This is a genomic window from Lentzea sp. NPDC003310 (genome assembly GCF_040610935.1).
Lineage (GTDB): Bacteria > Actinomycetota > Actinomycetes > Mycobacteriales > Pseudonocardiaceae > Lentzea.
This window is the reverse complement of record NZ_JBEXNC010000013.1, coordinates 22117-45427: the sequence shown is the minus strand read 5'-3', so window position 1 is coordinate 45427 and position 23311 is coordinate 22117. Positions and strand designations below refer to the sequence as shown.

Annotated in this window: 17 protein-coding genes; 6 read left to right on the top strand and 11 right to left on the bottom strand. The window is 70.0% G+C overall.

Annotated elements, in window-relative coordinates:
* Positions 1-13: 13 nt before the first annotated feature.
* The 4 genes from ABZX02_RS26400 (at position 14) to ABZX02_RS26385 (ending at position 3787) form a co-directional block, all read left to right on the top strand.
* Positions 14-631 (top strand): sigma-70 family RNA polymerase sigma factor, encoded by a 618-nt coding sequence (locus ABZX02_RS26400; protein WP_355301687.1) that lies wholly within the window; start codon positions 14-16, stop codon positions 629-631.
* Entirely contained in the window at positions 609-1052 is a 444-nt protein-coding gene (locus ABZX02_RS26395) for a hypothetical protein (RefSeq protein ID WP_355301685.1), read from the top strand. Before ABZX02_RS26400 ends, ABZX02_RS26395 begins: the two co-directional genes overlap by 23 nt.
* A gap of 99 nt (positions 1053-1151) precedes the next feature.
* Positions 1152-1952 (top strand): SAM-dependent methyltransferase, encoded by an 801-nt coding sequence (locus tag ABZX02_RS26390; protein ID WP_355301683.1) that lies wholly within the window; start codon positions 1152-1154, stop codon positions 1950-1952.
* Entirely contained in the window at positions 1952-3787 is a 1836-nt protein-coding gene (locus ABZX02_RS26385) for a diguanylate cyclase (protein ID WP_355301681.1), read from the top strand. The genes ABZX02_RS26390 and ABZX02_RS26385 overlap by 1 nt, the downstream gene beginning before the upstream one ends.
* A gap of 285 nt (positions 3788-4072) precedes the next feature.
* Here the strand turns inward: ABZX02_RS26385 and ABZX02_RS26380 are convergent, their stop codons facing one another.
* The 5 genes from ABZX02_RS26380 to ABZX02_RS26360 all read right to left on the bottom strand — a co-directional run bounded on the left by ABZX02_RS26380 (position 4073) and on the right by ABZX02_RS26360 (position 9975).
* On the bottom strand, positions 4073-4588 hold the full coding sequence (locus tag ABZX02_RS26380) for a snapalysin family zinc-dependent metalloprotease (protein ID WP_355301679.1): 516 nt from the start codon (positions 4586-4588) through the stop codon (positions 4073-4075).
* Between the two features lie 335 nt (positions 4589-4923).
* Positions 4924-5520, bottom strand: a complete 597-nt coding sequence (locus ABZX02_RS26375; RefSeq protein ID WP_355301677.1) for an ATP/GTP-binding protein — start codon at positions 5518-5520, stop codon at positions 4924-4926.
* Between the two features lie 16 nt (positions 5521-5536).
* Positions 5537-5959, bottom strand: coding sequence for a roadblock/LC7 domain-containing protein (locus ABZX02_RS26370; protein WP_355301675.1), 423 nt, complete (start codon positions 5957-5959; stop codon positions 5537-5539).
* Complete coding sequence (locus tag ABZX02_RS26365; protein WP_355301673.1) at positions 5956-8736, bottom strand: nitrate- and nitrite sensing domain-containing protein; 2781 nt, start codon at positions 8734-8736, stop codon at positions 5956-5958. Before ABZX02_RS26365 ends, ABZX02_RS26370 begins: the two co-directional genes overlap by 4 nt.
* Before the next feature lie 219 nt (positions 8737-8955).
* The gene (locus tag ABZX02_RS26360; RefSeq protein ID WP_355301671.1) at positions 8956-9975 is read right to left on the bottom strand and encodes an ABC transporter substrate-binding protein; all 1020 of its coding nucleotides are present in this window, start codon (positions 9973-9975) and stop codon (positions 8956-8958) included.
* Between the two features lie 179 nt (positions 9976-10154).
* Here ABZX02_RS26360 and ABZX02_RS26355 point away from each other — a divergent pair, with 179 nt between their 5' ends.
* Positions 10155-11324, top strand: a complete 1170-nt coding sequence (locus tag ABZX02_RS26355) for a 4-hydroxybenzoate 3-monooxygenase (protein WP_355301669.1) — start codon at positions 10155-10157, stop codon at positions 11322-11324.
* A gap of 174 nt (positions 11325-11498) precedes the next feature.
* Positions 11499-12224: an IniB N-terminal domain-containing protein gene (locus tag ABZX02_RS26350; protein ID WP_355301667.1), complete on the top strand. Its 726-nt coding sequence runs from the start codon at positions 11499-11501 to the stop codon at positions 12222-12224.
* Between the two features lie 145 nt (positions 12225-12369).
* On the opposite strand, the gene ABZX02_RS26345 is transcribed toward ABZX02_RS26350, so the two are convergent.
* The 6 genes from ABZX02_RS26345 to ABZX02_RS26320 form a co-directional block, all read right to left on the bottom strand.
* Positions 12370-13170, bottom strand: a complete 801-nt coding sequence (locus tag ABZX02_RS26345) for an ABC transporter ATP-binding protein (RefSeq protein ID WP_355301665.1) — start codon at positions 13168-13170, stop codon at positions 12370-12372.
* Positions 13154-13921, bottom strand: coding sequence for an ABC transporter permease (locus ABZX02_RS26340; RefSeq protein ID WP_355301663.1), 768 nt, complete (start codon positions 13919-13921; stop codon positions 13154-13156). Before ABZX02_RS26340 ends, ABZX02_RS26345 begins: the two co-directional genes overlap by 17 nt.
* Positions 13918-14661 (bottom strand): ABC transporter permease, encoded by a 744-nt coding sequence (locus tag ABZX02_RS26335; protein ID WP_355301661.1) that lies wholly within the window; start codon positions 14659-14661, stop codon positions 13918-13920. The genes ABZX02_RS26340 and ABZX02_RS26335 overlap by 4 nt, the downstream gene beginning before the upstream one ends.
* An 81-nt stretch (positions 14662-14742) precedes the next feature.
* Entirely contained in the window at positions 14743-17475 is a 2733-nt protein-coding gene (locus ABZX02_RS26330) for a helix-turn-helix domain-containing protein (RefSeq protein WP_355301659.1), read from the bottom strand.
* A gap of 115 nt (positions 17476-17590) precedes the next feature.
* Positions 17591-20305, bottom strand: a complete 2715-nt coding sequence (locus ABZX02_RS26325; protein WP_355301657.1) for an XRE family transcriptional regulator — start codon at positions 20303-20305, stop codon at positions 17591-17593.
* 173 nt (positions 20306-20478) lie between these two features.
* The gene (locus tag ABZX02_RS26320; RefSeq protein WP_355301655.1) at positions 20479-23202 is read right to left on the bottom strand and encodes an XRE family transcriptional regulator; all 2724 of its coding nucleotides are present in this window, start codon (positions 23200-23202) and stop codon (positions 20479-20481) included.
* Positions 23203-23311: the final 109 nt, after the last annotated feature.

Genomic DNA, 23311 nt, shown 5'->3' with positions numbered 1-23311 from the left:
GCAAGGAGTCGACGTGACCTCTGCATCCCCGATCGCCGCGCTCGTGAGCGCGGCGGCCGAGGGCGACCAGTCGGCGTGGAACGAGATCGTGGACCGTTACACGCCGCTGGTGGTGTCGGTGATCTACAAGCACCGGCTGCGCCCTTCGGATGCGGCCGACGTGAACCAGACGCTGTGGCTGCGGCTCGTGGAGCAGATCGGACGGCTGCGCGAGCCGGAGGCGTTGCCGGGCTGGATCATGACGACCACCCGCAACGAGTGCCTGCGCGTGCTGCGCGTGCAGCAGCGGACGCACCTCTACGACCCGCTGTCCTCCTCCGACGCGCTGGAGTCGGAACAGGTGGACGCGGACGTCGAGGCCGACCTGCTGGCCGTGGAGCGGCGGCAGGCGTTGCGCGACGGGTTCGCGGAGCTCACCGACCAGTGCAAGCGGTTGCTGCAGAAGCTGATGACCGATCCGCCGCCGAGCTACCAGGTCGTGAGCGAAGAGCTCGCGATGCCGGTCGGCAGCATCGGCCCGACGCGAATACGGTGCCTCGAGAAGTTGCGCAAGACCCCTGCGATCGCAGCGTTCCTGGGATCGCCGGTGAAGAGAGGAGGTGTGCTGGGTGCGGCACGACTGGGACAGTGACGAAGTACTGCTTGACGCCTTGCGCGACGCGTTGAGCACACCTTCCGAAGAAGTTCCGCCGGAGTTCGTCGAGGCCGCGAAGGCCGCGTTCACCTGGCGGAACATCGACGAGGAACTGCTGCTCATCACGTCGTACGACTCGGTGCTCGACGACACGCTGTTCGCCCGTGCGCGATCCACGGCCACGGCGCGGCAGCTGGTGTTCGACGCGGACGGCGTGATGCTGCAGGTCGAGGTGTCCGCGGCCGGGGTCACCGGTCAGCTGGTGCCGGCGTCCGGCGCGGTCACGCTGGTGACACCGGGCGGCGACCACGAGACGGCCGAGGTCGACGAACTGGGGATGTTCGTCATGGGGGTCGCGCCGCGCGGACCGGTCAGGTTCCGGTTCACGAACGGTTGCACCGATTGGTTCATCCTCTGACTCTCATTCGCGTGACACAGCAATTCCCTCGTTCGGCGTACAACCACGGCCAGTAGGGTTGTCGACGCTCAGAATTCGCATCGCGAGAGGTGTGCTGCTGTGGTCGATCGAGTCAGCTGGGTACCGGAAGGTGTCAACGTCGACGTCCCGAGTTCCGCCCGGATCTACGACTACCTGCTCGGCGGCGGACACAACTTCGAGGCGGACCGCGCCACGGCGGAGGCCCTGATCAAGGTCCTCCCGGTGCGGGGCATGGCGCGGCTGAACCGCGCCTACCTGCGCCGTGCGGTGCTGGAACTGGCAGAGGTCGGCATCCGGCAGTTCCTCGACCTCGGCTCGGGCATCCCGACCGTGGGCAACGTGCACGAGGTGGCGCACGAGGTCGCCCCGGACTCGAAGGTCGTCTACGTCGACTTCGAACCGGTCGCGATCACCCACGCCGAGCTGATGCTGGCCGACGAGCCGAACGTGACCGCGCTGCTGGCCGACCTGCGCGAGCCGGAGACCGTCGTGGCGCAGGCCGCGAAGCACCTCGACTTCTCCCAGCCGGTGGGGCTGCTCGTCGTCGGCGTGCTGCAGTTCATCCCCGACTCGGACGACCCGTGGGGCGTGCTGTCCCGGTACGTCGACGCGCTGTCGTCCGGGTCGTACCTGGCGATCTCGCACTTCACCGCGGACAGCATGCCCGCGGAGATGGCCGCGGGTAAGGAGATCTTCGCGAAGACCGCGGAGCCGATCACGCCGCGCACCAAGGCGCAGGTCGCGGACATGCTGGCGGGCACCGAGATCGTCGAGCCCGGCATCGTGTTCACGCCGCAGTGGCGGCCGGAGACGCCCGAGGACGTCGGCGCGGAGCCGTCGAAGGCGAACCTCTACGCCGCGGTGGGCCGCAAGCCCTGATGGCACCCTCTCCCCTGGCTCAGCGCTGGGCGGCTGTTCTGATCGAGAGCGCGTACTCGCCGATGTCCCGGCGGAAGCTGACGCAGCACCTCGACGAGCACGCCGCCCGGCTGCGTGCCGGTCAGGCGGCGGTGGCCATCGGGGAGTGGTTGGTGCGCAAGCGCTTCACCGGTCCGGACTCGCTGCGGCGGACGCTCGAGGTGCTCGGCCCGGAGTTCGCGCCGGAGGTGCTCGGCGCGCTCGCGGCCGGGTACGTGCGGGCGACGCGCGACCAGTTGTTCGCCGAGCAGGAGAAGGTCAAGAACTCGTTGCTGAAGGCCGTCGAGGACGCCCAGCGCGACCTGCACGACAGCGAGGCGCGGTTCGCCCAGGTCTTCGCGACGACCGCGGTGGGCATCGCGATCTTCGACCTCGCCGGCGCGGTCGTGGAGGCGAACGAGGCGCTGGCCGCCATCCTCGGCCACGAGGAGATGCCGAAGGAGCTCTTCACCGAACCGGACGCGGCGGCACTGGCCGCGGCGTGCCACCGCCTGATCGAGTCCTCTGTGGACACCGACCGGCGCGAGTGGGAACTGGCCCGCGACAACGGGGACACGGTGTGGGCGAACGTCGTGCTGTCCGTCCTGCGCGGCTCGGACGGGCTGCCGAGGTTCTGCGTCGCGCTGGTCGAGGACGTCACCGAGCAGCGCATGCTCCAGGAGTGGCTGCGGCACCAGTCGCTGACAGACCTGCTGACCGGCCTGCCGAACCGCGCGTCGTTCACCGACAAGCTGGAGTCCGCGCTCGCGACCGGCGAGCCGCACACGCTGGGGTACCTCGACGTCGACAGCCTCACGATCGTCAACGACGGCCTCGGCTACGCGGCGGGCGACGCCGTGCTGGTCGAGGTGGCGAAGCGACTGCGGTTCGCGCTGCCGGACGCGGTGGTGGCACGGATCGGCGGCGACGAGTTCGTGGTGCTCGTCCACGGCACGCCCGACGTCGCGGCACTGGCCGCGATGATCGACGAGGAGCTGTCCGAACCCGTGTACCTGCAGGGCGCGGGCGTCGCGGTGTCGACGTCGATCGGTTTCGTGCACACCTCGGGTCCCGGCGCGGACCCGAAGTCGGTGCTGCGGCGCGCGCACTCGACGTTGCGCAGAGCCGAGATCGGCGGCAAGAGGCAGTGGGGCATCTACGACCACGAGGCCGACACCGCCGATCGAGCCCGGTTCGCCCGCATCGCGGCGATGCCCGGCGCCTTCGAGAACGGCGAGATCTCCGTGGAGTACGCGCCGGTGTCGTGGGTTCCGGGATCCCCGGCCTTCGTGGAGGCGTCGGTGCGCTGGGGCGAGACCCGGCACGCCGACGTCGTCGCCTACGCGGACGCGCTCGGCCTGGCCGGCCGCCTCGGACAACTGGTGCTGGACGACGCCTGCTCACGCGGCGAGCCGGTGCTGATCAGGCTGTCCCGCGACCAGTCCCGGGACCCGGACCTGGCAACGCACGTGCGGTCGACGCTGCGGGCGAACTCGTTCCCGGCGTCATCGCTGTTCCTGGCGTTGGACGTCCGGTCGATGCCGGACGGCGAGGAGAACCTCGAGGTGCTGCACGACATGGGCGTGCACGTGCTGCTGCACGAGTTCGGCGGCGGCTTCGGTGGTTTGTCCACTGTGGACCGCGCTCCGGTGTGGGGAGTCCGGCTGGCACCGCCGCCGTCGGAACGCCTGGCGCGTCAGGGGCTCGCGCTGCTGGTGCCGCTGCTGCGGTCGGCCGGCGTGCACGTGATCGGCGGGCCGGGCGACCCGGACGAGCTGCGGGCGCTCGGGGTGGACCTGGTCGTCTCGGCGCCGTGACGGACGCTGGGGCGGGTGGCGGGGCGAACCGCGAAGCGACGCGCGCGTCCGACGAACCCAGGCGGCCCTCCGGCGCCTCGCGGCGATCCGCGCTACCCGCAGCCCCGCCGCGTTCCGCTCAACGAGCGGCCCTCGCCGCATCGCCGCGACCAGCCAGCCCCGCCGCCTCACCGCGTTCCGCGCGACGAGCGGCCCGTCGCCGCCTCGCCGCGACCCGCGAACCCCACCGCCTCACCGCGAGTGGCCGTGGCCGTCAGGGAGACCACGGCCACTCAGCGGGCTAGCTCAGGCCGCGTCCTCGAACGTCGTGGCCTTGACCGTCACCATCGTGCGGAAGTTCGCCTCGACCTCCGCCTTCTCCTTGGCGTTCGGGTTCGGGTTCTTGCACGACGTGCCGGCGCTCGCGCCGGACATCAGGTCGGTGCAGAGCCCCGTCCGGCGGTCCGGCAGGCCGAGCAGGTGGCCGAACTCGTGCGACGAGATGCGCACGGTGTCGTGGCCCTCGTTGACCGCCTGGCGACCCATGACCCACCGGCCGCGGCCGAGGCTCGTCACGTAGGCCCGCGGCCACTGGTTGTCCACGCTCACGGTCACGTTCGCCGCGCCGGTCACCTTGCGGAACTGCACGTTCACCACGCTGGCGTTCCAGATCTGCGCGCCCTTGTCGATCGCGGCCTGGAACTCGCCCGTGTTGCTCGAGTTGTAGGTGACGATGCGGGGCGCGGCCTCCGCGGTGCCGATGAGGCCGACCGAGAGGCCGACGACACTGGCCGCCACGGCGATTGTTTTGCGCAGGGACACAGGAATCTCCTCGCAATGCAGGGTAATTGCACCCCGACTGTATCGCCGACCCGTTGGCGCACAAGAAGAGTCAAGTGTGAAGCGGCACTGACACGGTCCAGAACGTTCGCAGGTGATCAGCCGGGCACGGCCTCCGACGTGCGACGCGGCGAGCGGAAACGCGCCCTACTACTGGTTTTCCGGCCGGCCAAGACCTCGAACAGGCCGCCGCCGGACGGGCGAATAACTGTTCACACGCGATCGGTTCTTATGGACCGGACGGCGCAGCCCGCCGGGCACGGCAAAAGGGCCGGCACCTGACGGTACCGGCCCCTGTTTTCCGCGGGAGCGAAAACCTAGGCGAACGACGGCTGGCGCATCGCGTGCTCCACCAGCGCGATCAGGATCTGCTTCGTCGACTGCCGGTTCCGCGCGTCGCACGGGATGATCGGCACGGCCGACGAGATCGTGAGCGCGTCCCGGATCTCCTCGGCCCGGTGGTGCATGAGGCCGTCGAAGCAGTTCACCGCGATCACGTACGGCAGGTCGCGGTCCTCGAAGAAGTCGATGGGCGCGAACGCGTCGTCGATCCTGCGGGTGTCGACCATGACCACGGCACCGATGGCGCCGCGGACCAGGTCGTCCCACATGAACCAGAACCGGTGCTGACCGGGCGTGCCGAACAGGTACAGGATCAGGTCCTTGTCCAGCGACACGCGGCCGAAGTCCATGGCCACCGTCGTGGTCACCTTGTCCGGCACGTGGGACAGGTCGTCGACGCCGACCGAGGCCTGGGTCATCACGGCCTCGGTCGTCAGCGGGGTGATCTCCGAGACCGACCCGACGAACGTCGTCTTGCCGACACCGAACCCACCCGCGACGACGATCTTCGACGACACCACGTTCAGGTCGACGCCAGGTGACCCCGGACGACCCGGAGCACCGTTGCTCATGGGAACTTCTCTCTACTCAGGCGCGCATGGAAACGTGCAGCTGGGCTCTGATCTCCGGCGTGAGCTGGAGGCCCACCCTCTCCACCAGGCGGGTCATCGCGTACCCGATGAGCCCGATGTCGCAGTTGGGCGCGGCGAGCACGGCGAGGCAGGACCCGTCGCTGATGGACATCAGGAAGAGGTAACCCCGTTCCATCTCCACGACGGTCTGCTTGACCTCACCGGCCTCGAAGCAGCGTGCCGCGCCGAGGTTCAGCGAGACCAGGCCGGACGCGACGGCGGCGAGCTGTTCCGCGCGGTCGTGCGGCAGCCTCTCCGACGTGGCGAGCAGCAGGCCGTCGGCGGAGACGACGATCGCGTGCGCGACACCGGCCACCCTGCTGACGAAGTCCTCGACCAGCCAGCTGAAGTTGTCCAGTTCCTCAGTCGCGGTGGTCACTGGCGTTCCCTTTCTGCGATCACGGGGATGCCTCCGACGGCGGAGTCGAAGAGCGACTCACGGCCCATCTGGACACCCTTCTGGTACGTGGCGAACCGCTGGCGCAGCCTGTCCGCGGACCGCCCGGGGACGGCGGCGGCGGTCGCCAGCTGGGGTGCCGGCGACGACGGCTTCGGCAGCGAACCCGGGACCAGGCGCGCCTTCGGGACGCGCTTGGGCAGACCGTTCTCCGTCGTCTGCGCGGGTGCTCCCTTGTCGAGCGCGCCCGCGGCCTTCCAGCCTTCGTCCGCCGCTCCCCAGTCGGACTCGGCGTAGTCGGCGACCGCACGGGGCACCGCGGTGGGCGCCTCGATCTTCACGGTCTCCGCCGAACGCTGCCGCTTGGGCAGACCGTTCACGGTGGCGGGTTCCGCGTCCTCCTCGTGCTGCTCGGCACGTACCGGCTCCGCTGACGGGACGTCCCTGGGGGAGGGTTCGGGTGCCGAGGGGGTCTGGAACCACCTCGACAGGTCGTCGTGCGAGATCAGCGGTTCGTCGTCCTCGACGACGATCGCCGGGAAGATCTCCGTGGCCGGGTCGGTGGGACGCTCGACCGGAGGCTCGTAGGTGTAGCCGTCCTCCGCCGCCTCCTCCGACGCCTCGATCCGCGCGGTGAACAGGCCGTCCGTGGACGTCTGCTCGATGCGGTGCCGGCCGGAGTTCTCCTCCTCGGTGGCGGGCGACGGCACGACGAGCGGGTGCTCCGGCGTCCACTTGGGAACACCGGACAGGACCTCGCCCGCGCTGGTCGTCTCCGACGTGGACGGCACCGGGGCGGACGGCAGCGGCAGTGCCGGCGCCGAACCCTTGTGCAGCAAGGAGATCGGCAGGATCACCTGTGCGGTGACGCCACCCTCTATGTCGTCGTTGTTCGCCAGCGTCACGCGGATCTCGTGGCGCTTCGCGAGCTGACCGACCACGTACAGGCCCATCTCGCGGGCCACCGAGACGTCGACCTCCGGCGGCTCGGCGAGCTTCGCGTTGAACTCGCCGACCTCGTTCTCCTGCATGCCGACGCCGCGGTCGTGGATGCGGATGGCGACCTCGCCCTTGCGGGTCTCTATCGTCCGCACCGTCACCTTGGTGGTGGGCTTGGAGAACGCCGTCGCGTTGTCGAGCAGCTCGGCCACGAGGTGCGCGAGGTCGTTGACCACGCGGCCCTGCACCATGAGCTCCGGCGTCGGCGCGATCTGGACGCGCGCGTACTTCTCCACCTCGGAGACCGCGGCGCCGAGCACCTCGGCGATCGCGACCGGGCGGGTGACGCGGCGGTTGACCGTCGTGCCGGAGAGCACCAGCAGGTTCTCGCTGTTGCGCCGCATCTGCGTCGCGAGGTGGTCGAGCTCGAACAGCGACGCCAGGTGGTCCGGGTCCTGCTCGTCCTGCTCGAGCCGGTCGATCACGCTGATCTGCCGCTCCACCAACGCCTGCGACCGCCGCGACAGGTTGATGAACATGTCGTTGACGTTCGCGCGCAGGGCCACCTGCTCGACGGCGAGGCGGACCGCTTCGCGCTGCACGAGGTCGAACGCCCGTGCCACCTGGCCGACCTCTTCGGTCGTGTTCAGCGGCACCGGGACGATCGCCTCCTCCGCGGCCCGTTCGGGGTCGCGGTGCGAACGGATTCGCTTGATCGCCTCGGGCAGCTGGTTGCGCGCCACGTCGAGCGCGCTGCGGCGCAGCACGCGCAGCGGCCGCAGCATGGACTGCGCGACCATCGCCATGAGGCCGAACGCGACCAGCAGCGAGATGGCGACCAGCGCCGCGTCACGCCAGGCGTCCGACCGCGCCGTCGCCGCGAGACCCGCGGTCGTCGTGTCGGCCTGGCCCTCCAGCTCGGCCGCGACCTCGCGAACCAGCTTCGCGGTGTCCTCGCCGATCTTGAGCACCTCGGCGTCCGTGATGGACACCGCCTCGCGCTCGAAGTCCTGCGCGAGTGCCAGCTTCACGAGCCGGTTGCGCCCGTCGACGGAGGCACCGGACACGACGTCCTGGAACTTCTGCCGGTTCGCCGGCGACGCCACGTCGTTGAACTCGGTGAACGCCGCGTCCAGCCGGGACTGCGCGGCCCGCAGTTCGTCCGCGGAACCGGGAGCGAAACTGCGGCGCAGCGCGGCGGACGTCAGGATCGCGTTCTGCTGGCCGAGCTGCTCCTGCGCCGAGTACAGCGCCAGCGCGGCGGTGGCCAGCGGCACGATGTCCGGCTCGCTGATGCTGGAGATCGCGGCGCGGTGCACCTGCGTCAGCGACGCGATGATCTGGTTGTACGCACTGATCACCGCGACGTCGGGGTACTTGGTGCTCAGCAACGTCACGCGCAAGCTCGCCAGTCCGTCGAGGGACTGCAGCGACTTGGTGAAAGCTTCTTGCAGGGGCGCGCTCATGGCCGTGGCCGTCGCGCCCGAATCCCGATACTTGCCCAGCTCCGTGTCGGTCAGGCCGGTGCGGGCGGCGTGCTCGGGGCACGCGTTCTGCCGGCCGGCGGCCACACACTGGACTGCCCAGTCACGTTCGACCTGTAGAGCGTTCTCCACCTTCGCGGCCTGGTGGCTCACGGCGAGCTCGCGCTGGACGTTGCCGAAGAGTTCGACGTCGTCGAGCTGGGTGTTCAGCCTCAGGCCCGCGAGAGTCGCGGTGCTCAGGGCCGGAACTAGCAACACCACTGCGAGCTTGCTCCGCAACCGCCAGTTGCGTAGGCGGAACCGGTCGATGCCTCGCTGGTCCTCACGACCGCGCACCGTCAACACTCCCCGCCCCGTTTAATAGCAGCAAACCTGGTGGATCTTGGAGTAAAACGCGCTGTTCTCATACCGCCGTTCGGACGACAAAACGCTGGTTCGAGAATCAACAACTTTGACCTGCGCGGCTAAACGGCCCCCGCGCGATAATTCATCTGGAGGAAACGATCGCGCGGGTGACCGTGATCACGGCCTGATCACAGTCACCCGCGCTGTTCGTCAACTACCGGAGGGCTGGATGAGCATCGGCTTGACGTCGAGCTCCTTGTCCAGCATCTGGTACCGCTGCATCAGCTGGACGACGCGCTGCAGGCGCGTCGCGTCGAGCGTCGTCGGGAACGCGCCGAAGTGGACAAGACCTGCGGTTTCCTTGTCGACCTTGGCGTACTCGACGAGCAGCGGCTCGACCGTGGGACGGTCGGTCGCGGCGGCCTGGCCCTTGGCCATCGCGCGCTGGAACGCGGCGACGGTCTTGGGGTTCTCCTTGGCGAAGGCGCCCGTCGTCGCGTAGCCCGCGATCGGGATGTTGTCGGTCGGGCCGGACGCGGCGTCCAGCACCTTGATCTGACCGGCGGCGCGCTGCGCACGGGTGATGAACGGCTCGACCATGAAGGCCGCGTCAACGGTCTTGTTCTGCAGTGCCGCCTGCATGTCCGGGAACGGCATCTCCTTGAACTTGACCGAGTTCACGTCCACGTTCGCGGCCTCGAGCGTGGCCTTCGCGGTGAGCTCCGCGATGTTCTTGAACGTGTTGATCGCGATGGTCTTGCCGGCGAGGTCGGCAGGAGCCTTGATGGCCGAGTCACCGTTCGCCAAGATCAGGAACATGTCGGGCTTCGCCTGGTAGCCGTCCGAGATCAGCTTGATCCCGTCGACCGCCTTGGCAGCGTCCTTCGACTGGGCGGCGAAGAACGAGACCCAGTTGCCGAACGTGAAGTCCAGCTCCTTGCTGACCAGGCCGGGGATGGCCGCCGCGCCACCCTGGATGACCTTGAGGTCGACCTGGAGACCTTCCTTCTCGAAGAAGCCCTGCTTGATCGCCACGTGGACGGACGCCACGTCGAGGATCGGCAGGACCCCCAGGGTGATCTTGGACTTCTCGACCGGTCCGCTGCTGGTGTTCGCATCGGACGCGGGCGCCTTCTCTTCGCCGCCAAGCAGGCCACAGCTCGCCACTGTGGCGAGCAGCGTGGCAAGGGCGATGCCACGGACGGCGATGCGGCGGACTCTTCGACTCATCGGGAGCACTCTCCTGTCGGAGCGGTGTCGTCATTGCGGGGGGAATGATCGCGACGGTCAACCACTCAGAGTAAGGATGCTGCTCCAAAAGACCCCAGTTGACCGACACGAGCAGGTTCAAGTCCACTACCTGCGGTGAGCATCTAAGCACAGCAGGTCTAGGGCTAGGAGAACCCCGAGTGAAGCGCGCAGTGACCGTGATCGGCGCCGGGCCGGCCGGTCTGACCTTGGCAAACTTGATCCAGCAGTCAGGTATCGACTGCGTAGTCCTGGAAAAAGCTAGTCGATCCCATGTGGAAACCCGGCCACGGGCAGGAGTCCTGGAGCACCGCTCCGTGACCATGTTGGAGTCACTCGGTCTGGCAGATCGTTTGCTGATGGAAGCAGACCGTCACGGAACGTGTGAATTCCGCGTCAACGGCAAGGCGTTCCAGGTCTCGTACAGCGACCTCTACGGAGGGCGCGAGCACTACGTGTACCCCCAGCAGGAAGTGGTCAAGGACCTCATCGGGGGATTTTTGGACAGAGGAGGGGACATCCGCTTCTCGGTCAGCGACGTGGAGTTGCACGACCTGACCTCGTCCAGCCCCTCAGTGGCCTTCACCAGCGAAGACGGCACCCGGGAGACCGTCAGCAGCGACTTCGTCGCGGGGTGTGACGGGTTCCACGGAGTGAGCCGTCCGTCCATTCCCGAGGGGGTGCTGTCGGAATTCACGCACCAGCACGGGATCGAGTGGCTGACCATTCTCGCGGAAGCCCCTCCGTCGACTAAAGCAACCATTTACGCGTTGCACGACGACGGTTTCGCCGGACACATGTTGAGGTCCGCCACGGTGTCCCGGTTCTATTTGCAGGTACCCGTCGGGACCAAAGCCTCGGAATGGTCCGACGAACAGGTCTGGGAAGCTTTGCACAAACGTTTCGCGCTGCACGAGTCGTCGTGGTCGCTGACCGAAGGAAAGATCATCGAGAAGCGCGTGCTCGACATGCGCAGCCATGTGGTCGAGCCGATGTCCTACGGCCGGCTCTACCTCTTGGGTGACGCAGCACACATCATCACTCCAGTGGGCGCCAAGGGCATGAACCTCGCCATGAACGACGCCGCAACGTTCGGACGTGCGCTTATCGACTTCTACGGCACCGGATCCGAGACCGGGCTCAAGACCTACTCGGAGGACTGCCTCCGTCGCATTTGGCGGGCCCAGGAGTTCTCCCAGTGGATGGTGAACATGATCCACACGGACGTGAGCTCCCCGTTCTTCGGACGGTTGGCCCAGGCGCGGCTGGAGCACCTGGCCGAGTCGGCCACCTACCGGGCGACGTTCGCGGAGAACTACGTCGGTCCCTGATGGGAGAAAATCAGCCCTGGAGGGTGAAATCCCCGCTCCCCTAACGGGTGAAGCGGATCCCCTAGGGACATCGCAACGTCACGATCTGGGGCCAACTCCCGATGCCGGGGGATGTCGTTCATCCATACGGTTCAACACGACATCCCCCGGATCCACCACAGGAGCTTGAGTTCCATGGGCACCCAGCAGACGCTGCACGACTTCACCCTCGACCTGCTCGGCGACCTGGACGCCCGCGAGGCGTTCCAGCTCGACCCGGAGGGCACCCTCGAAGCCGCCGGTCTGGGCGACATCTCCCCCGTCGACGTCCACGAGATCCTGCCGCTGGTGCTCGACAGCGCGTCCGTCGTGAAGATCGACGCGATCGACAAGGTCCTGGCCGAGGCGGGCGACATCACCGCCGTCGACAGCCTCAAGCTGATCACCGGCAACGTCGAGGGCGTCACGGGCATCGCCGACATCGCGGCCCCGTCCTCGATCACCGCGCTCGTCACGGACTTCGACGGCCTCGGCGACGTCACGAAGACGCTGGACCTGGTCGACGCCGACGAGGTCGTCGCGAACGTCACCGACGTCGCCTACGACAACTCCGTCGTCACCAAGGTCACCGACGTCGCGGACGTGCACGACGTCGTGAACACCGACGTCCTGGTCAAGGACCTCGACACCGACGTGCTCGTGAAGGACGTCGTGGACACCGACGTGCTGGTCAAGGACGTCGTCGGCGACGTGGACGTCAAGGACGTCGTCGACCTCAGCCACAACGTGGTGCAGGACGTCGCGCAGGTCGGCGACGTGCACACCGACCTCGGCGGCGTCATCGACGACGTGAAGATCGGCGACATCGACCTGCTGCACGACGGCATCGCCAACGGCAACGACTTCGACCTGCACCTGTAAAGACGCGGGAACGGCCGCTCAGCGCTCTGCCCCCGAGCGCGGGCGCCCGGCCCCTCCCTCCAGTGCCGCGCCCTCCTCAAGGCACTGAGAACGCAGCTGAGCCCCGGACCGCGGCGGTCCGGGGCTCAGCTGTGCGTCGAACGGGTCAGGAAGAAACGGTCTCGCTGAGCGACTCCCGCTCCGCCGCGGCCCACTTGTCCATGTCCAGCGCGGGCTTGCCGCCGACGTTCAGCAGCCGGGCCACCTTGGACCGCAGCGCCACGAACGCCTCGTCCGTCCGCGTCGTCACCTGGTCGCGGTCGGCGGGCAGCGGCACCTCCAGATCGGCCACCAGACGCGCGGGCGACCCGGAGAGCACCAGGATGCGGTCGCCCAGGTACACCGACTCGTCGATGTCGTGCGTGACCACGAGAACGGTCGTGTCGTGCTCACGGCGCACGCGCAGCAACAGGTCCTCGAGCTCGAACCGCGTCTGCGCGTCCACCGAGGCGAACGGCTCGTCCATGAGCAGCAACGCCGGCCGATACGCGAGAGCGCGCGCGATCGCCACACGCTGTTGCATACCACCGGAAAGCTGCCACGGCCGCTTCTTCGCGGCCGCGCCGAGGCCGACCCACTCCAGGGCCTCCGAGGCGCGCTTGCGGCGTTCGGCGCGCGGGAGGGAGCGGAGCGGGAACTCGACGTTGCCCTGCACCGTGAGCCACGGGAACAGGGACCGCTGGTAGTCCTGGAACACCACCGCGAGGTGGGATCCCTTCAGGGACACGTCACCGCGCGAAGGCTTGATGAGTCCCGAGATCGTGCGCAGCAGCGTGGACTTGCCGCAGCCGGAAGGCCCGACCACGCACACCAGCTCTCCGGCGCGCACGGTGAACGTGAGGCCGCCGATGGCCTCGTAGTCGCCGTAGGTGTGGCCCAGGTCGGCCACCTCAAGCATGTTGCTCATCCCTGCTCCTCGGTTGCCAGGCCAAAGCCCTGCGTTCCACCGCCAGGAGAGCGGTGTTGAGTCCGTAGCCGAGCACGCCCAGCAGGACGATGCCGGCCCACATGCGCGTGTAGTCGAACTCGCGCTGTGCCGTCATGAGTTGCGAGCCGATGCCGTTGTCCGTGCCCACGAGCTCGGAGATGACCATCAGCACCAGGGAAAGCGACAACGACACCCGCAGCCCCGCGAAGATCTTCGGGGAGGCCGCGGGCAGCACCACTCCGAGAACCCACTGGTGGCGAGGGATCCGGAAGACGGCCGAAGTGTCCACTTTGGTCACGTCGACGGAACGGGCACCGTCCACGCTGTTGAGCAGCACCGGCCAGATGACACCGAAGATGATCGTGGCCAGCTGCATCGAGGTGCCCGCCTTGAACAGCAGCAGGAACACCGGCACCAGCGCGGGCGGCGGGATCGAGCGGAGGAACACGAGCAACGGGCCCGCGTACTCCATCGCCCGGTCCGAACGACCGAGCAGCAGTCCCAGCGCGACACCGATGACCGAGGCGATCGCCCAGCCCGCGAGCAGCCGGCCGATCGACGGCAGGATGTGCTCGGTGACGTTCTCGGGTTCGAGGACCCACCACTCCCAGGCCGCCGTGACGATCTCGGACGGCGGTGGGAAGAACGGGTCGTCGGCCGCCACGCCGAGCACCTGCCACACGACGATGAGACCGGCGAACACGGTCCACCGCTGAAGGAACTTGTTCACCAGGCCACCCAACGCTTGCGGACGCGTTCGAGGCCGCTGTTCAGCAGGACGCCGATGACGCCCGCGACCACCGTGCCGACCAGCACCTGGTCCATCCGGCCGGGCCCGCTGCGGGCCTCCATGATGAAGTAGCCGAGCCCGATCTGGGCACCGGCCATGAGCTCGACGCTCACCATCACGATCAGCGCGGTGGTCGCCGCGAGCCTGATTCCGGTGAGGACGAACGGCAGGGCGCTCGGCAGGGCCACGCGGAACAGCACGCCCACGCGTCCGGTGCCGAACACCCGTGACGTCTCGACGAGCAGTGGATCGAGCTCGTCGAGCGCGTAGATGGTGTTGAACAAGATCGGCCACAGTGCCGCGTAGACCGCGAGCGTGATCTTCGTTTCCGGACCGAAGCCCAGGACCACGAGCGCGAGCGGAATCAGTGCCACAGAAGGGATCGGGCGCAGGAACTCGACGACCGCCCTGGTCGCGTGCCGCACCGCCGGGACGCTGCCGAGGACGAGTCCACTCGGCACCGCGATGGCGATGGCGATCACGATGGCGATCAGTACGGCCAGAACCGTTGCCACGACATGACTGATGAAATCGGGAGAGGTCATCTGCGTCACGAGCTCACCGAACACTGCGGACGGTGGGGGGAGCGCGTGTGCAGGTATGAGGGGTGAGCGCCCTAAAAGTTCCCAGAGCGCGAGGAACCCGGCTATGCCGATGAGTCCCCTTGTGAACGCACGCACTCGGTCACCCTAGAGAGTGGATCTAGAGTTCACAATGCGTGCTGGCTCAACTCCGGGTTGTTTCCCGCTCGGCGCGGCGGTTCAGCAGACCTCCACGCGCTCCACTTCGCCGAAGCTCTTCACCCATTCGGAGTCCGTGAGCCTCGCGCCGTCTTTTTCACACATCCTCTTGATGATGCGGCCGGTGTCGAGGTCGTAGGGCAGCAGCTCCGGGTCCTGGCCCCCGCTGCGGACGAGGAAGTCCCGGTTCTGCGGACGGTAGACCGCGCGCGACGAGCCGCCGTGCCCGACGACGTACACGAGCCGGTCCGCTGGGCGGTCGGTCGTGTAGAGCTGCTGCACCTCGAAGACGTTGTCCCGGACGACCGCCACCCGGCCGTCGTCGGAGAACGTGACGCGCGCGCCGGCCCGCAGCGCCGTGTCGAGCCGGGCGCGCAGCACGGGCGTGCCGCTCGGCACGCGCTGCCACACCTCGACGACCGACTCGGGCGCGGAGTGCTCGACGGCGAGCCAGCGCCCGTCACCGCTGTAGGTGATGCCGCGGACGAACGCGTGCTGCGACAGCGGCGGACCCGCGGACTCGACGGTGCCGCCGATGCTCCAGAACTCGACCGTCGTGGTGCCGGTGGCCGCGTCCCAGACGCCGGTCGCGAGCTCGCGGCCGTCCTGGCTGAGCGCCACGGTGCCGGGGTTGGTCACCGGCATCGGGAGCTTGCGGGGGGTGCGCGGGTCGCTCAGGTCGTAGAGCTCCGCGTACTCGGACTCGTCCGGCGTCGGCAGCCCGACCTCGACCGAGGCGCCGACCTTGCCGACGAGCCGCGACCCGTCCGGGCTGAGGTCGAGCGTGCGGAACCGGCTGGGCAGCGCCGTCAGGTAGGTGATGTCGTTCGCGTCGTTGACGGCCCACAGGTGTTCCTGGCCGTTGAAGTCCTTGGTGACCGCACGGCGTTCGGCGAGCTTCACGACGCGGTGGCGGTCGGCGAACTTCTTGCCGGGCACCGCCTTGTCGTCGTCGACGGCCCACATCCGGTCGGTGCCGTCCTGGTCGGTCACCGCGGCCATCTCGCCGCGCGGGGCGACGACCACGTCCGCGTCGTCCTTGGGCGTGCCCGTGAACGGGATGCCGCGGGCGACCGCGCTCGCGAGCCGCAGCACCTTCTCGGACTCGGCCGACGGGCTGACGTCGTAGCCGACCAGCGCGTACTTGTCCGCGTACGGCCGCCGCTGCTCCAGCAGCAGCTCGGACTGCGTCAGCGCCTTGCCGCCGAGCGCGCTCGCGTTCATCTCGCTGATCTTGCGCTCGTTCGAGAGCGCGTAGACGACGGTGCCGGGCACCAGCGCGACCAGCACCGCGACGACCGCGATCAGGGCCGTGGACCGGCGGGTCTCGCGGCGGGCGCTCATGGCGACGAACCGGCGTTCCGCGACCGTGAGGAACTCGCCGAGCTCCTTGGCCTTGCGCAGCCGCACGCCCCGGTAGAGCGCGAGCGGGTCGCGGTCGCTCGCCTCCCACAGCTCGATCGCGGTGACGAGCTGCTGGTGCGTCTTGAGGTTCTCGCGCTCCTCGTCGATCCACCCGGCGAGCCGCGGCCAGCGCAGCACGGCGTCGTGGGTGAGCTCGGCACCGTCCTCGGTGACCGTCACCAGCCGGGCCTTCACGAGCAGGCCGAGCAGGGTGGCGTCGACGTCGAGCAGGCGGGTGCGGCGTTGCGCGATCCCGTTGGGGCGCATGGAGACGAGCCGCAGGAACAGCTGGCGCGCGGCGTGCCGGCCGGCGTCGTCCAGGTCCGCGAAGAACGCCTCCGCGGACCGCGTGACGACGTGCTCGAAGCCGCCGGACTCCTCGAAGCCCGCGAGCGGGAGCGTCATACCGCGCTTGCGCCGCCACGTCTCGACCAGCGCCTGCTGCACGAGTGGCAGCGCGTGCTGGTTCGCGGCGTCGGCGACCAGGCGCGCGATCACCGCCGTCTCGACGGTGGCGCCGATCCTGGCGGCGGGTTCGGTGATGGCGCGCCGGACCTGGTCCGCGCTCATCGGCTCGATGGTGATCTCGGTGGCGCCGAGGCCCAGGTCGCGCCAGCGGCCTCGTGCGTCGGCGCGCACGGCCAGCACGACGTGGGGGCAGCGGGTCACGGCGGCCACGAAGTCGGCGTCGTCGAGCGCCCGTTCGACGTCGTCGACGAGGAGCACGAGGCCGGGGCGGTGCTGGCGGACGCGCAGCCGCAGGTGGTCGGGGTCCGCGCGGAACTCCTCAGCGAGCTCGCTCGCGGTGGTGCGCTCGAAGACCTCGGCGAGCGCGGCGGCGAGGTCCGCGACCGGGTCGGCGCCCGGTGTGACCACCACGGCGTCGGGAAGGGCGGGCAGCAGGCCGGCGTGCAGCAGGGAGGTGCGGCCCGAGCCGGAGGCGCCGAAGACGACGGTGAGGGGCTTGGCCCTGACCGCCTCGACGACCTGCTCGACGAGGCACTCGCGGCCGAAGAACAGCTTGGCGTCCGCCTCGGTGAAGGGCTCGGCGCCGGGGTAGGGGGTGTTCGGGTGCACGGGCTGGGCGTGCTCGGCGGCGAGCTCGCGCCACCGCTTCGTCCAGGAGCCGGGGTCGGCCTCGCAGGCGCGCACGAACGCGAGCGTCAGGGCGAGCGACGGCAGCTTCCGCCCACCGGCCGCGTCGGACAACGCGGTCGGCGAGTAGTTCGCGCGCCGCGCCAGCTCGCGATAGCTCGGTTTGCCTGCCTGGTCACGCAGTCTGCGCAGGTCACCGGCGAACCGCAGCAACGCGGTGTCCTCCGGGCCGAGCGGACGTTCCCCTCTTGGCATGCCGCCTCCCGGCCGGATTGTCCACCAGACGTTCGCCGCCCGTCTAACGGGCCGCTAATCAGCCACGGTACGTTCGTCTGCTTCGTGATCGTTCCACCTGCCCGGTGCTGCGGGTTCAGTCGCGGCACGGTGGCGTGAAGTCGATCCCGTCGAAGTACTGCTCCCACTCCTCCCTGCTCATGCGGGGGATGGCCTGCTCGCAGATCCGCACCGCCGGGTCGCGCGGGTCGGCGTTCCACAGCCGCACGGCCCGGTCCGCACCGCCCGTCACGACCTCGTCACCCGTGGGCGTCAGGCCGACCGCGGTGACCGGTCCGGTGTGCCCGCGCAGCAGCGCCTGCTCGACCGGTTCGCCGTCGCCGAGCCGCCAGAGCCGCACCAGCCCGTCGTCGGTGGCGACCGCGATCCGGCCGCCGCCGAGCCAGGCCGACGTCACCTCGCCGCCGCCCGACCGGATCTCGGCCCGCAGCACCGGTCCGCGCGGGTCGGTGGTGTCCCACAGGTGCACGGCGGTGCCCGCCGTCGTCAGCAGCTCACCGGCGCCGGCGAACTGCGCGCCGCGGGCGAACTCCCTGGTCAGCGCCAGGAGCTTCACGTCGCGCGGGTCCGTGACGTCGACGAGGTGCACGGCGTGCCCGGTGGTGACGGCAGCGAGGACCCGGCCGTCCGGGCGGAACGCCATGCCCGCGAGCGGTCCGAGGCCGAGCTGCGCGGTGGTGAGCAGGCGTGGGCGGTCGCGGCGCAGGTCCGTCCAGAAGCTCAGGGCGCCGTCGGAGTCGGTGGTGACGAGAGTGCTGCCCTGCCAGGCGATCGCGGTGGCGCGCACGGGCAGCACGGCCAGTTCGCGCGGCTTGCCGAGGGAGACGTCGACGACGTGCACGCTGCCGTCGTCGGCCGCCGACGCGACCATGCCGCCGGTCGAGTCCATCGTGAGCGCGGTGACGGCGCCGGCGTGCCGGGTGGCCTCGTAGGAGGTGCGCGGCGCGGGCAGGTCGTCGAGCGCCGTCAGCACGACCGCGCCGTCGCGGTGGCCGGTGGCGACCTGCTGCTGGGTCGGGCCGACCACGAGCGCGGTGACCTCGGTCTGGGCGTCGCGCAGCACCTGCGACGCCACGTCCTCCTGCCGCAGGCCGTTGCGCGCCTGGGGCAGCGGCACGAGTTGGTAGGCGGCGAGCGCGACCTGCTGCGCGAGGACGGGGTTGGTGGAGCGCAGGGCGGCGGCCTCCCCCACCGCCGTGAGCACGGCGGCGTTGGCGCGCTGCTCGTCGGCGGCGATGCTCGCCCGCAGCGCGAACACGGTCGTGCCGGCGGCGACGACGATCAACGCGACGAGGGCGGCGAGCAGCTGACGTTGCCGGCGCGTGCGTCTTCGGGCACTCAGCGACACCTCTTCCTCGGCGGCGAGGCTCGCGGCGAGGAAGGCGCGTTCCCGGGCGTTGAGGGACAGTCCGTCCGGGACGGTGCCGAGCCGGCGGCCCCGCCACAGCGCGCCGGCGTCGCGGTCGAGCGACTCCCAGGTCTGCACGGCGTGCGTGAGCTCGCGCTGCGCCTTGATGTTCTCGCGGTCCTCCTCGACCCAGCGCTGGAACGTGGGCCAGCTGCGGATCAGCGCCTCGTGCGCCAGCTCGACGCCGTCGCGGTCGATCACGACCAGCCGCGCGGCCGCCAGCGCGACCAGCACCTCGTCGTCCGCCTCGAGCTCGGACCGCGACGCGCGGCGCTTGGTGTCGTCCGCCGTGACGAGCCGCAGCAGGATCCGCCTCGCCTGCTCCCGCCCCGCCGCCGACAGCTGGTCGAACGCCTCCTGCGCGGTGCGGGCGACGGCGTGCTCGACACCGCCGACCTCCTCGTACCCGGACAGCGTGAGCGTCAGGCCGCGCCGGTGCTGCCAGGTCTGCGCGAGCGCGTGCGACAGCAACGGCAACACGGCCGCCTGCCCGACCGCGTCCGCCATGAGCCGCGCCAGCAACGCGCTCTCGACCTTGGCCCCCACGACCGCGGCCGGCTCGGTGATGGCGAGGCGGAGCTCGTCCGGCGTCATCGGGCCGACCAGGAGCTGCGCGCCCTCGAGGGCGGCGACGAGGTCGGGGTACTGGGCGCAGTGGCCGTAGTAGTCGGCCCGGACACCGATGACGACCCGGCGGCAGCTCGTGAGCGCGGCGACCAGCCACCGCCGCAGCTCCTCGTCGCGGCACAGCGTGAACAGCTCCTCGAACTGGTCGACGACCACGAGGTGCCCGTGCTTCGCGTTGAGCCGCAACGGATCTCGCAGTTCGTCGGCGAGTTCGGTCGCCTCCTCCCCGGTCAACCGGGCCAGCGCGAGCGCGCACTCCTCCACCGGGTTCGCGCCGGGCGTGAACAACAGCACCGGTTCGCGGGTGCGCGCGATGAGACCGGCGCGCAACAACGACGACTTGCCCACACCGGACGGTCCGAACACACCGGTGAAGGGCTTCGCCGTGCCGAGCAACTCGGCCGTCAACCGCTCGCGCCCGAAGAACTTCGGCGCGTCACCGGGTTGGAACACCGCGAGCCCGACGTACGGACTGTCGTCGGCCACACCGGGTTCGGACTCGACGACCGCGCGCCACCGCCGCGCCCACTCCTCCGGATCGCCGTCGCAGGCCTTGGCGTACGCCTTGGTCACCGCGAGGCTCGGCAGCTTCCGCCCACCCGCCGCCTCCGACAGCGCCGCGGCCGAGTAGTGCGCCCGCCGGCTCAGTTCCCGGTAGGTGGGGCTGCCCGCACGCTCCCGCAGCCGGCGCAGATCCGCCGCGAACCGCAGGAGACCGCTCTCGCCCTCGTCGAGAGGGCGTTCCCGTCTCGGCATCCCGTCATTGTTCAGAGAACTTTGTTCAGCTGCTGACACATGACCGTGAACAACCCGTTCGCCCTAACGTGGGCGGACAAGCACCACACGGGGAAGACCCGGTGCTCGCGCCCCGAACCGGCGCCGGAGTGGCCGTGGGTGGACCGCGCTCGCGCCACCCACGGCTCAGGCGGTCAGCAGACGGGGACGCGTTCGACGCCCGGGAAGTAGCGCCGCCACTCGTCGTCGGTCAGCTCGATCTCCCGCTCCCGGCAGAGTCCGTCCCGGACCTTGTCGAGGTCGGTGGTCAGGGTCCAGGTGAAGTCCCTGCCGTCGACGATCCCGAACGACTTCGCCCGCAGCCGGTAGCGCAGCCCGTCGGGGGCGTTGATGGAGCCGAAGGATCCGGCGCTCACCGCGTCGCCCTGTGCGCCGACGTCCCAGACGTCGACCACGGTCGTGCCCAGCACGGCGAGTTGCTCGCCGCCCGGGCTGAAGGCGACCGCCGTGACGGAGCCGTCCGGCAACCGCGGCACCGTCACCCACTCCCGCGGCTCCGCCGAGAAGTCCCAGACGACGATCTCCTTCCCCGACCTCACCGCGAGCTTGCTCCCGTCGTCGCTGATCGCCGCCGGAACGGACTCCGGCGGCACCCGCAACGTCCGCCCCGGACGCGGTTCCCCGTCACCGATGTGCCAGATCTGCGCCGAAGTGGTGCCGGTGTCGTCGCGGGACGTGAGCAGGACCTCCCGGCCGGACGGTGCGATCAGGAGGTGCGTCGCCCGGCTTCCGGGCAGCACGATCTCCCTGGGCCGCGCGGGATCCCGCAGGTCCCACAGGCGCACGCGTTCGCCGAGTCCGGTCGCCGCGACCGCCCAGGTGCCGTCCCGGTTCACCTCCAACCAGTCGACGCCCCAGCGCAGCGGCAGAGCACCGACCTGCTTCGGCCGCCGGAGGTCCGCGACGTCCCAGATGCCCACCTCACCGGACCTCTCGTAGGCGAAGACCCACCGGTCGTCCGCGGTGAGCTCGACCTGGGCGACGTCGGTGCCGAACGCCGCACCTCCCGAGCTCGCGTCGTACCGGCCGACGATCCTGGCCGGCCCCGACCTGCTGACCGCGATCAGCAGCTCGCCGTCCGACGGCAGGGTCAGGCGCGCGCCGGAGAGATCGGGTCCGAGCACCACGGCCTGGGCGAGCCGCGCGGCATCGGCGTTGAGCAGCGCGTCCCGCGTGGCCTGGCTGGGCGTCACCGCGTGGGCGGCGAGCGCGAGACGTGCGGCCTGGCGCGGGTCCGCGGGGATCAGCCGCATGACGTCCGTCGCGGCCCGGCCGATCAGTGCTTCGTTGCGCTGCTGTTCCACCTCCCGCGTCTGGGACACCGCGAACACCACCGTGCCGGCCAGCAGCAACACCAGGACCGAGAGGACGGCGATGACCGCGCGGCCGCGGCGAACCCGCCGACGGCCGGCGGCCTGGCTCGCGGTGAGGAACTCCCGTTCGGCCTCGGTCAGCGAGTCCGGGTCGAGTTCGCCGGCCTGCGCCAGCCGTGCGCCCTGGTAGAGCAGGTCGCGGTCGCCGTCCCACTGCCTCGCGGCCTCGGTCAGCCGGTGGTGGACGCGCAGCGCTTCGCGGTCCTCGGCGATCCAGTCGCGCAGCCTCGGCCACGAGCGGATCAACGCCTCGTGCGTGAGCTCGGCGTGCTGCTCGGTGAGGGTGACGAGGCGTGCCGTGGCGAGGCGTTCCAGGACGTCGGCGTCGAGGTCCTCACGGTCCGCGCGCCGTTTGGTGTCCTCGGTGCCGTCGCCGAGTGCGACGAGTCGCAGGAACGTCCTGCGCGCGTGCTGCCGCTGGTCGTCGTCGAACTGCTCGTACACGGACTCGGCGGTGCGGGCGATGGCGTGTTCGACGCCTCCCGCCTCCTCGTAGCCGACGAGCGACAGCGTCATGCCGCGGCGGCGGTGCCAGGTCTCGACGAGGGCGTGCTGCACGAGCGGCAGTGCCGCCGCCTGGCCCGCGACGTCGGCGACGAGGCGGGTGACCAGGGCGGACTCGACGGTGGCGCCGACGCGCTGAGCGGGTTCGACGATGGCGCGGCGCAGTTCGTCGGTGGTCAGCGGGCCGACCAGGAGCTGGGCGCCGTCGAGGGCCTCGACCAGGTCGGGGTGGCGGCCGACGTGGCCGTAGAAGTCCGCGCGGACGCCGATGACCACGTGCGGGGCGCTCAACAGGGCCTGCACGAACCAGTCGCGTTGCTCGGGGCTCGCGAGGGTGAAGACCTCCTCGAACTGGTCGATCACCAGGACGAGGTCCTCGTCGTGCTGCCGGACCAGCAGCCCCAGTGCCTCGGGATCAGTGAGCTCGCTGCGCAGGACGACCGCGGAGTGCCCGGTCAGCTGGGCGAGGCGGACGGCGCACTCGTCGAGCGGCTGGACGCCGGGCGTGAAGACCAGCGCCTGCTCCAGCCTCGGCAGCAGGCCCGCGCGCAGCAGCGACGACTTGCCGGAACCGCTCGCGCCGAAGACGCCGGCGAACGGTCGGCGGCGGGTCAGTTCGACGAGCTTCTCGGTGAGTTTCTCGCGGCCGTGGAACCGGTCGGCGTCCTCCTTCTGGAACGCCTGGAGACCCACGTAGGGCGCTTCACCGCTCGGCTCGGGCGGTGCGGCGATGTCGCGCCAGCGCTGTTCCCACGCCCGCACGTCGCCGCCGCACGCCTTCACGTAGGCGAGCGTGACCGCGAGACTCGGCAGCTTCTTGCCCCCGGCGGCGTCGGACAGCGTCGCCGCCGAGTAATGCGCGCGTGAAGCGAGCGCGCGGTAGGACGGTCTGCCCGCCTTCTCGCGGAGTGCCCTCAGGTCGGCCGCGAACCGGCCGAGCTCGGTGTCCGCGCTCTCCAGCGGGCTTTCGGTGCGTGGCATGTCGGTCTCCCCCGGTGACCGATTGTCCACGCCGTGTCGTTCACTGCGCACTGCCGACCCCTTACAACGTCGTCGCCGTAGCGTTCTCGTCGCAAGGTGAATGGGGATT